Genomic DNA, 12,113 nt, shown 5'->3' on the forward strand with positions numbered 1-12,113 from the left:
TTGGACCGGCTGGATTTCGGCGGAAACGGCGAAACTGGTGACGGACGTGGAGGCTCTTCGGAGTACTTCCCGCTCTCGCCCGCACAGCTGGGTATCTGGTACGCGCAGCACGTCGACCCACAGGTGCCGATCAACATCGCCCAGTACGTCGACCTGCGTGGACGCCTGGATGTCGCCGTGCTCGAGCGCGCGAGCGCCGACGCGGCCACCGACCTCGAATCGGGCTGGCTGCGCATCGTCGAGGTCGACGGTGAGCCGATGCAGACCATCGACCCCACCCAGGACGCGACGCTGATCTATGTCGATCTGCGTGGCGAGGCCGACCCCGAAGCGGCCGCCGCCGCCTGGATGCGGGCCGAGTACAGCCGCCCGCTCGACATCGTCAACGACCGCCTCGTCCAGGCCGCCGCGCTGCAGCTCAGCGATGACCGCTGGTACTGGTATGCCCGCGTCCACCACATCGTGCTCGACGGTTTCGGCGCCAACAATTTCGTCAACCGCACGGCACAGCTCTATACCGCCGAGGTCACCGGCACCCCGGCCCCGCCGAACAAAGCCACCGATCTGCGCGCGCTCTACGAGTCCGAGCTCGTCTACCGCGACAGCACCCGCTTCCAGTCCGACAAAGAGCATTGGGCTCAGCGGGTAGCGGGCCTGGAAGAGGGCAGCAGCCTCACCGGCCGCTCGGCCCCGCCCTCGCCGGTCAACGACGTCACCAGCGCGGCGCTGAGCACCGCCCAGGACGAGCTGCTCACCGCGGCGATCGCCCGCCACGACAGCACCGCCGCACCCCTGCTGATCGCCGGTTTCGCGGCCTATCTGGCCCAGATCACCGGCACCGAAGACGTCATCCTCAGCCTCCCGGTCACCGCCCGGACCACCGCGGTGATGCGTCGCTCGGGCGGTGTGACCTCGAACATCGTCCCGCTGCGCCTGCGCGTCGGCCACGACACCACGGTCGCGCAGCTGCTGCGTTCGGTGACCACCGAGGTCTCCGGCGCCCTGCGCCACCAGCGCTACCGCCACGAGGACATCCGCCGTGATTCGGCGGGCGAGGGCATGGTCTCCACGGAGTTCTTCGGCCCGTGGGTCAACATCATGCTGTTCGACAACCACCTGAGCTTCGGCGGCATGGAGGGCACGCTCAACGTGCTGTCCACGGGCAGCATCGAAGACCTGGGCGTCAACTTCTATCAGTCGCACGGTGGCACCCGCTCCCATATCGACTTCGAGACCAACCCGAACCTGTACTCGGCCGCCGACGCGCAGACCCATCACGGCCGGTTCCTGGAGTTCTTCGACCGTTTCCTGGCCGCCGACGCCGAGCTGCCGGTGTGGAACCTGCCGGTCACCGGCACGGCCGAGCTGGAACGCTCGCTCACCGAGTGGAACGACGCGGCACACGAGGTCCCCGCGACCACCCTGCCCGCACTGCTCGACGCGCAGATCCCGCTGACCCCGGACAACATCGCCCTGGACTTCGAGGGCGAAACCCTCACCTACGCCGAATTCGGCGCGAAGGTGAACCGGCTGGCCCGCTTCCTGATCGCCGACGGCGTCGGCCCGGAATCGCTCGTAGCGCTCGGCATGCGCCGCTCGCTCGATCTCGTCATCGGCATGCACGCCGTGCTGCGGGCCGGTGGCGCGTACGTGCCGATCGACCCGGATCACCCGGCCGACCGCACCGCCTACATCCTCGAGTCCGCGGCACCGGTCTGCGTCCTGACCACCACCGGCGACGACCTCGACCTGCCCGACACCGTCGCCCGCGTCGAGATCGATCGACTCGACACGACCGGTTTCGACGCCACAGCTCTCACCGACGCCGACCGCCTGTCCCCGCTGCGTCCGGACAACACCGCCTACGTCATCTACACCTCGGGTTCGACCGGTCGCCCCAAGGGCGTCGCGGTCACCCACCACGCGATCGTCAACCAAGAGCTGTGGATGCTCGACGAGTACCGGTTGACCGCCGACGACGTCTACTTACAGAAGACCGCCACCACCTTCGACGTGTCGCTGTGGGGCTACTTCCTGCCGCTGATGGTCGGCGCGAAACTGATCATCGCGAGCCCCGACGGCCACCGCGACCCGCTGTATGTCGCGGACATGATCGAACGTCACGGCGTGACCGTGACCGACTTCGTCCCGTCGATGCTCACCGTCTTCGTCTCGCACGCCACGCAGGTTCAATGCGCCTCGCTGCGTGCGGTTTTCGTCATCGGTGAAGCGCTGCCCCCGGAGACCGCCGCGGGTCTGCGCGCGATCTCCGACGCCGGCCTGCACAACCTGTACGGACCCACGGAGGCCGCGGTCTCGGTCACCTACTGGGAGGCCACCGAAGCCGACACCACACAGGTGCCGATCGGTATCCCCGAGTGGAATGTCGAAGTCTACGTACTGGATTCGCGGCTGCGCCCGGCTGCGATCGGCGCCCCCGGTGAGCTGTACCTGGCCGGTCGGCAGCTGGCCCGCTGCTACCGCGGCCGCCCCGACCTGACCTCGGACCGATTCGTCGCCAACCCCGTCGGCGCCCCCGGCGAGCGCATGTACCGCACCGGCGACCTCGTGCGCTGGAACGCCGAGGGCGTGCTGGAGTACATCGGCCGCACCGACTTCCAGGTGAAGTTCCGCGGTCAGCGCATCGAGCTCGGCGAGATCGAGACCGACCTGCTCGCGCACCCGACCGTCAGCCAGGCCGCGGTGCTCGTGGTCGACACCGCGACCGGCCAGCAGCTCGTGGCCTACATCGTGCCCGCGCCGGGCCAGTCCGCCGACCCGGCGACGCTGACTCGTTTCGTGTCCGAGAAGCTGCCCGCCTACATGGTGCCCGCGTCGATCATGGTGCTCGACGCGTTCCCGCTCAACACCTCCGGCAAGCTGGACCGCAAGGCGCTGCCCGAACCCGTCTTCACCGCTGCCGCAGGCGATTTCCGCGCACCGCGTACCCCGGCCGAGCAGATCGTGGCCGGCATTTTCGGCGATGTGCTGAGCCAGGAACGCGTCGGCGCCGACGACAACTTCTTCGAACTGGGCGGCAACTCCCTGGTCGCCACGCAGGTCGTCGCCCGCATCGGCGCCGCCTTCGGTATCCAGCTGGGTGTGCGCGCGCTGTTCGAGACCCCGACCGTGGCCGGACTCGCCGCGCGGGCCGAATCCGTCACGCCCGCCGATGTTTCCGCCGCGCGTCCGCCGCTGGTCGCGCAGCCGCGTCCCGAACAGGTGCCGCTGTCGCTGGCCCAGCAGCGGATGTGGTTCATCAACCAGTTCGACCCCACCGCACCCACCTACAACCTGCCGTTCGTGGTGCAGATGAAGGGCAGCGTCGACGTCGATGCCCTGATCGCCGCGCTCAATGATGTTGTGGTGCGCCAGGAATCGCTGCGCACGATCTTCCCCGACGCCGACGGCGGTTTCCAGCACGTCCTGGGCGCCGACGAGTTCGACCTCGGCATCGCGGTGACCCCGATCGACCAGTCGCGGCTGCGCGACGAGCTGATCGACTTCGCCTCCACCGGCTTCGATGTCACCCTGGAACTGCCGATCCGTGTGCAGATCTTCAAGGTGGCCGGTGGGACCGCCGAGTCCAACGGTCACGGTGCGGGCACACCGGAATACGCGGTCGCCTTCGTCGTGCATCACATCGCGGCCGACGGTTTCTCCTTCGGCCCGCTGGCCCGCGATGTCGCCACCGCCTACCTGGCTCGCGCCGCGGGCCAGGCTCCGGCCTGGCTGCCGCTGCCGGTCCAGTACCGCGACTACACCCTGTGGCAGCACGAACTGCTCGGCGCCGAATCCGACCCGGCCTCGATGGCCGCGCGTCAGCTCGACTACTGGAAGAGCGCCCTCGAAGGCCTGCCCGACCAGCTCGACCTGCCCAGCGACCGCCCGCGCCCGCAGCAGCAGAGCTTCCGTGGCGCGCGCGTCGGTTTCGAGATCGACGCCGACACCCACGAACAGCTCGCCGCCGTGGCCCGCGCCAACGGCGTCACCCTGTTCATGGTGGTGCACGCCTCCCTCGCGGTGCTGCTCGCGCGCCTGTCGGGCACCACCGACATCGCCGTCGGTACCCCCATCGCCGGTCGTGGTGAGCAGGCCCTCGATGACCTGATCGGCATGTTCGTCAACACCCTGGTGTTGCGTTCCGACGTCGATCCCACCCAGCCGTTCACCGAATTCCTCACCCGCACCCGCGAAACCGACCTGAGCGCGTTCGCCAACGCGGATGTGCCGTTCGAGCGGCTCGTCGACGTGCTCAACCCGTCGCGTTCGCAGGCCCGCCATCCGCTGTTCCAGGTGGTGCTGTCGTTCCAGGAGATGTCGCACGGCACCCTGGAGCTGCCCGGTCTCACGGTCACGGCCGACGAGGTCGAGGTCGACATGGCCAAGTTCGACCTGCAGTGGACCCTCACCGAGGAACACACCGGCACCGGCTCGCTGTCGGGCATGACCGGCGTGCTCACCTACGCCATCGACCTGTTCGATCAGTCGACCGTCGAAGAGCTGCTGCTGCGCTGGCGCCGCGTGCTCGACGCGATCCTGGCCGACCCGGCCGTCACCGTCGGCGCGATCGACGTGCTCGACGACGCCGAGCGCGCCGACCTGGTCACCCGTTTCGGCGCTCCCGCCGCGGTGGCGCGCACCCTGCCGCAGCTGATCGCGCAGGCCGCCCGCGACACCGAGGCGACCGCCGTGGTGTTCGAGGGGACCGCTGTCTCCTACGGCGAACTCGATCGTCGCTCGAACCAGCTGGCGCGCTTGCTGATCCAGCAGGGTCTGGGCGCCGAGGACTTCGTCGCCGTCGCCGTGCCGCGTTCGCTGGAATCGGTGCTCGCCGTGTGGGCGGTCACCAAGACCGGTGCCGCGTTCGTGCCCGTCGACCCGAACTACCCGGCCGACCGCATCGCCCACATGATCACCGACGCCGGTGTGTCCGTTGGCATCACGGTCACCGGTGAAGCCGACGACCTCCCTGATTCGGTGAGCTGGGTGGTGGTCGACGACATCGACCTCACCGGTATCTCCGATGCCGCCCTCGCACCGCGTGAACTGGTCCGCCAGACCGATCCCGCGCAGCCCGCGTACCTGATCTACACCTCCGGTTCCACCGGTGTGCCCAAGGGCGTCGTGGTCACCCACGCCTCCGTCGCCAACTTCTGCGCCGAGCAGATCGACCTCTACTCGCTCGACTCCACCACGCGCGCACTGCATTTCGCCTCGCCCTCATTCGACGCGTCGGTGCTGGAAATGCTGCTCGCGATCGGTCGCGGCGGCACGCTCGTCGTCGTCCCGCCGGGTGTGTACGGCGGTGAGGAACTGCGCGACATCCTCATCACCGAACAGGTCACCCACGCGTTCGTGACCCCGGCCGCGCTGGCCACCTTCGACGCCCGCGGCCTCGATCACCTGCGGGTGCTCGCCGCGGGTGGTGAAGCGGTCCCGCCGGAACTGGTCGCCAAGTGGGCCGTGCGCCTGCCCGACGGCTCGCGCCGCATGCTGGGCAATGTCTACGGACCCACCGAGACCACCATCGCGTCCAACCTCAGCGAAGGGCTGATCCCGGGGGAGCGGGTCGTCATCGGCGGCCCCATCCGCGGCGTCCACACCCTGATCCTCGACGACCGCCTTCGCCCCGTGCCGGTCGGTGTCGCGGGTGAGCTCTACATCGGCGGCGTCGGCATGGCGCGGGGGTACCACGCGCGCGCCTCGCTCACCGCCGACCGTTTCGTCGCCAACCCCTACGCCCCCGGTGCGCGGATGTACCGCACCGGTGACGTGGTGCGCTGGACCGCCGACCGCAACGTGGAGTACGTCGGCCGCTCCGACTTCCAGGTGAAGGTCCGCGGTTTCCGTATCGAACTGGGCGAGATCGACTCCGCGCTCGCCTCGCACGAGACAGTCGACTTCGCGGTCAGCATCGGCCACAAGAACAAGGGCGGCAGCACCTCGCTGGTGTCCTATGTCGTGGCGGTGCCGGGCAGTTCGATCGATATCGCCGAACTGACCGACCATGTCGCACAGCGTCTGCCCGCGTACATGGTGCCCTCGTCGATCATGGTGCTCGCCGCGGTCCCGCTGACCGTCAACGGCAAGCTCGATCGGCGCGCGCTGCCCGCGCCGGTGTTCGAGGTGCGCGAGTTCCGCGCGCCGACCACCCCGATCGAGCAGATCGTCGCGCAGGTCTTCGCCGACGTGCTCGAACTCGGCCGGGTCGGTGTCGAGGACGACTTCTTCGAACTGGGCGGCAACTCGCTGATCGCCACCCAGGTCGCGTCCCGCATCGGCATCGCCCTGGACACCCGTGTCCCGGTCCGCATGCTGTTCGAGGCCCCCACGGTGGCGGCGCTGGCCGCCCGGGTGGAGTCGCAGGCCGGTGACGGCGCGCGCAAGGCCCTGGTCGCCCGCGAACGTCCCGACCGGGTGCCGCTGTCGCTGGCGCAGCAGCGCATGTGGTTCCTCAACCGCTTCGACACCGCGTCGGCGGTCAACAACATCCCTGTCGCGATCCGGCTGTCCGGTGACCTCGACGTGGCAGCCCTGCAGGTCGCGGTCATCGACGTGATCGACCGCCACGAGTCGCTGCGCACCGTGTTCCCCGACTCCGGCACCGGCCCCGTGCAGGTGATCCTGGACGCCGCGCAGATCGTTCCCGACCTCACCCCGTACCGGGTGACCGAGGACAACCTCATCGATCACCTGATCGATCTGGCGTCGATGGCGTTCGACGTGACCAGCGAAGTGCCGCTGCACGCACGGCTTTTCGAGGTGTCCGAGTCCGAGTACGTGCTCGGCATGGTGGTGCACCACATCTCCGCCGACGGCTGGTCGATGGCGCCGCTCTCGCGCGATGTGATCATGGCGTACGCGGCCCGCACCTCGTGGGAGGCGCCGACCTGGGCCGAGCTGCCGGTCCAGTACGCCGACTACTCGCTCTGGCAGCGTGAGGTCCTCGGCTCCGAGGACGATCCGCAGTCGTTGATCTCGTCCGAGATCGCCTACTGGACAAAGGAACTCGCGGACCTGCCCGACGAGCTGGTGCTCCCGGCCGATCACCCGCGCCCGCCTGCCGCGTCCTACCGGGGCGGCACGTACAGCTTCGTCATCGCGAGCGAAACCCAGCGTGCCCTGGTCGAATTGGGCCGCCGCTACAACGCCTCGCTGTTCATGGTCATGCACAGCGCCCTCGCGGTGCTGCTGGCCCGGGCCAGCGGCTCCAGCGATATCGCGATCGGTACCCCGGTGGCGGGCCGTGGCGATCAGGCGCTCGACGACCTGGTCGGCATGTTCGTCAACACCCTGGTGCTGCGCTCGCAGGTCGACGGCGCCACCCCGTTCGCCACCCTGCTCGCCCAGGCCCGCGAGACCGACCTGCAGGCCTTCGCGCACGCCGACGTGCCGTTCGAGCGCCTGGTCGAGGTGCTCAACCCGGCCCGTTCGCAGTCGCGCCACCCGCTGTTCCAGGTGATGCTGTCGTTCCAGAACAACAAGCAGGCCTCGCTGCAGCTGCCCGGTCTCGCGGTGAGCGGAATCGACTACGACCCGCAGCTGGCCAAGTTCGACCTGCAGCTCACGCTCACCGAGGTCCAGGACACCGACGGTGACGTCGGCGGTATGGCGGCCGAGTTCTCGTACGCGCTCGATCTCTTCGACGAATCGACGGTCGCCGCGTTCGCCCGCAGGCTCGACAACATCTTCGCCGCGGTGGTCGCCGATCCCGAGGTGTTCGTCGGCGACATCGATCTGCTCGCACCCGAGGAGCACGCGCAGGTCCTCGTCGACTGGAACGACACCGCGCACGCCGTCCCGCACGCGACGCTGATGTCGCTGTTCGACGCGCAGGTGGAGCGGACCCCGGACGCCGTCGCCCTGGTCTTCGAGCAGCAGGAGCTGTCCTACCGCGAGCTGCAGGAGCGGGCCAACCGCATCGCCCGCCGCTTGATCTCCGACGGCGTGGGCCCCGGTGACAATGTGGCACTGGCGATCCGGCGCTCCACGGAGCTCGTCGTCGCCATGTACGCGGTGCTGCAGACCGGCGCCGCCTACGTACCGCTCGACCCGGATCAGCCCGCCGACCGCATCGGCCACATCATCGAGACCGCGCAGCCGCGACTGGTGCTCACCAGCCGCCGCGACGCGTTCGAGGCCGACGGCGTCACCGTGCACGCGGTCGAGAACATCTTCTCGCCCGCCGACTTCAGCGGTGCGCCGATCACCGATGCCGAACGCGTGCAACCGATTCGGGCCACCAATACCGCCTACGTGATCTTCACATCCGGCTCGACCGGCCGCCCCAAGGGCGTCGCGGTGGATCACGCGGCGATCGTCAACCGCCTGCTGTGGATGCAGCACGAGTACCCGATCGACGCCGCCGACGCCGTCCTGCAGAAGACCCCGGCCACCTTCGACGTGTCGGTGTGGGAGTTCTTCTGGCCCTTGCAGACCGGCGCCCGCCTGGTCGTCGCCAAGCCCGACGGCCACCGCGACCCGGTGTACCTGGCCCAGATCATCGCCGAACGCGACATCACCACCGCGCACTTCGTGCCCTCGATGCTGTCGGTGTTCGTCTCGACCCTCGGCAGCAACGGCAACGGTGACGCGGTGCGCCTGCGTCAGGTGTTCGCCTCCGGCGAGGCGCTGCCCGCGCCCACCGCGCAGCGCCTGCGCGAGCTCACCGGCGCCCGGCTGCACAACCTGTACGGTCCCACCGAGGCCGCGGTCGACGTCACCTATCACGAGGTCGTCGACGCCGATGTGGAGTCGGTGCCGATCGGGCGCCCGGTGTGGAACACCCGGGTGTTCGTGCTGGATTCGCGCCTGCACCCCGTGGCCCCCGGCGTTGCGGGAGAGCTCTATCTGGCGGGCGATCAGCTGGCTGTCGGCTATCTCAACCGGGCCGACCTCACCGCCGACCGCTTCGTCGCCAATCCGTACGGCGCGGCGGGCTCGCGCATGTACCGCACCGGTGACCTCGTCACCTGGACCGCGGTGTCGGGCGAGAACGGTCTCACCTACGGCGAACTGAACTACCTGGGCCGCACCGACTTCCAGGTGAAGCTGCGCGGTCTGCGCATCGAACTCGGTGAGATCGAGGCGACCCTGCTGGCTCAGCCGGGTGTCGCGCAGTCGGTCGTCGTCGTGCGCTCCGACGCGCACGCCGGTGACCAGCTCGTCGGTTACCTGGTGCCAGAGGCGGGCTCGGCTCTCGACGTGGCCGCGGTGAAGGCGGGCATCACCACCGAACTGCCCGCCTACATGGTGCCGTCGGCCCTGGTCGTGCTGGAGGCCTTCCCGCTCAACGCGTCCGGCAAGCTCGACCGTAAAGCGTTGCCGGCGCCCGTGTTCGAGGCGAAGGTGTTCCGTGCGCCCTCGACCCCGATCGAGGAGATCGTCGCCGAGATCTTCGCCGACCTGCTCGGCGCCGAACGCGTCGGCGTGGACGACGACTTCTTCGCCCTCGGCGGCAACTCGCTCGTGGCCACCCAGGTCGCGGCACGCCTGAGCACGGCGCTCGACACCGAGGTCGGCGTGCGGACGCTGTTCGAGGCGCCCACCGTCGGCGCGTTGGCCGCCCGCGTGGAATCGCACGCGGGCACCGGTCTGCGCGCCGAGCTGACGGCCCGTCAGCGCCCCGAGTATCCGCCGCTGTCGCTCGCACAGCAGCGGATGTGGTTCCTGAACCGCTTCGACGTCGCCGACACCGGCACCTACAACATCCCGGTCGCGGTCCGCCTGCAGGGCCTGCTCGACCTGCCCGCGCTGCGCGGCGCGGTCGCCGACGTGGTCGCCCGCCACGAAACCCTGCGCACGGTGTACCCCGTGTACGTCGCCCCCGAGTCGGGGCGCGCCGCCATGGCCGACGGCACCGCCTACCAGAAGGTGCTCGCCGCCGCGGGCTCGATTCCGGACGTCGAGCTGATCGAGGCCGACGAGACCGACATGGCGACCTCGCTCTACGAGTTCGCCCGTCGCGGGTTCGACGTCACCGCGAACGCGCCGGTGCGCCTTCGGGTCTACGAGCTCAGCGAGCGCGAACACGTGCTGGTGATGGTGGTCCACCACATCGCCGCCGACGGTTTCTCGCTGCGTCCGCTGGTGCGCGACTTGATGACCGCCTACGTGGCCCGCACCGCGAACACCGAACCCGGCTGGCCGCCCCTGAACATCCAGTACGTCGACTACGCGCTGTGGCAGCGCGAGGTCCTCGGCGACGAAACCGATCCCACCTCGCTGATCTCCGAGCAGCTCGAGCACTGGCGCGGGGCGCTCGCCGATCTGCCCGACGAGCTGCGCCTCGGCCACAAGTCGCGGCCCGCGCAGGCCAGCTACCAGGCGGGCACGCACCGTTTCGAAGTGCCGGGCGAGCTCGTCGAGGCATTGAACCGGGTCGCCCACGAGCACAGCACCACCCTGTTCATGGTGGTGCACAGCGCTTTCGCCGTCCTGCTGTCGCGTCTGTCGGGCACCCCCGACATCGCCATCGGCACCCCGGTCGCGGGCCGTGGTCAGCAGGCGCTCGACGACCTGGTCGGCATGTTCGTCAACACCCTGGTGTTGCGCGCGCAGGTCGATCCGGGCGCCACCTTCGCCGAGTTGCTCGGTCAGGTCCGCGAGCACGATCTGGCCGCCTTCGCGCACGCCGACGTGCCGTTCGAGCGCCTGGTCGAGGTGCTCAACCCGGCGCGCTCGCAGTCGCGCCACCCGCTGTTCCAGGTGATGCTCTCGTTCCAGAACCTGGGCCGCACCACCCTGGAACTGCCCGGCCTCACGGTCTCCGAGCTGGGCATCGACCAGCACACGGCCAAGTTCGATCTGCAGCTCGCGCTCAGCGAGGTCCCCGCCGACGACGACAGCCACATGGATGCCGAACTCGTCTACGCGACAGACCTTTTCGACGCGGGCTTCGCCGCGACCTTCGGCGCTCGCCTGCTGCGCGTGCTCACCGCCGTCGTGGTCGACCCCTCGGCTCCCGTGGGTGACATCGAACTTCTCGACTCCGCCGAGCGCGCCCTGGTGCTCGATCGCTGGAACGACACCGAATTCGCCGTCGACGCCGCGCTGAGCACCCCGAGCGACGACGAGCCGGCCACGCTGCACGCGCTGTTCGAGGCTCAGGTCGCCCGGACCCCCGACGCGGTCGCGCTCACGTTCGAGGGGACGAGTCTGTCCTACGCCGAGTTCGCGGGTCGCGTGCGTCAGCTGGCGCGCTGGCTCAAGGACGCCGGCGTCGGCCCGGAATCGTATGTGGCACTCGGTATGCGGCGCTCGATCGATCTGCTGGTCGGCATGTACGCCGTGTCCGCCGCCGGTGGCGCGTACGTACCGCTGGACCCCGATCACCCGGCCGAGCGCATCGAGCACATCCTCGAGACCGCGCAACCGGTCTGCGTGCTCACCTCCGGCGAGAGCCTGCCCGCGGCCGCCGGTCGCGAGGTGCGCATCGACCAGCTCGACCTGTCCGGCCACTCGGCCGAGCCGGTCACCGACGCCGACCGGCACCGCCCGCTGCGCTCGGACAACACCGCCTACGTCATCTTCACCTCCGGCTCGACCGGTCGCCCCAAGGGCGTGGCCGTCAGCCACGCGGCGATCGTCAACCGCCTGGTGTGGATGCACGCCGCCTACGGCCTCGCCGCCGACGATGTGGTGCTGCAGAAGACCCCCGCCACCTTCGACGTGTCGGTGTGGGAGTTCTTCTGGCCTTTGCAGGTCGGCGCGCGCCTGGTCGTCGCCAAGCCGGACGGGCATCGCGACCCGGCCTACCTGGCCCGGCTGATCGTGGCCGAACAGGTCACCACGGCGCACTTCGTGCCGTCGATGATGGCCGTGTTCGTCACCGAACCGCTCGCCGCCGAGTGCGTTTCGCTGCGCAATGTGTTCGCCTCCGGCGAGGGTCTGCCCGCGCCGACCGCGCAACGTCTGCGCGAATTGACCGGCGCCGCGCTGCACAACCTCTACGGCCCCACCGAGGCCGCGGTCGACGTGACCTATCACGAGGTCACCGATGCCGACATCGAGACGGTGCCGATCGGCGCCCCGGTGTTCAACACCCGTCTGTACGTGCTGGATTCGCGGCTGCGACCGGTTCCGGTGGGTGTCGCGGGTGAGCTCTACCT

At 69.4% G+C, this 12,113-nt stretch carries 1 protein-coding gene (only partly in view); it reads left to right on the forward strand.

Going from position 1 to position 12,113, the window contains the following annotated elements:
- Nucleotides 1-12,113, forward strand: the 5' end (the start) of a protein-coding gene (locus ACFTS5_RS23255) for a non-ribosomal peptide synthase/polyketide synthase (RefSeq protein ID WP_378634441.1). The gene runs 32,032 nt beyond the window's last position; only the first 12,113 of its 44,145 coding nucleotides appear in the window; the start codon lies at nucleotides 1-3; the stop codon falls past the right edge of the window.

Source organism: Nocardia sp. NPDC056952 (assembly GCF_042674185.1).
Taxonomy (GTDB): Bacteria; Actinomycetota; Actinomycetes; order Mycobacteriales; family Mycobacteriaceae; genus Nocardia.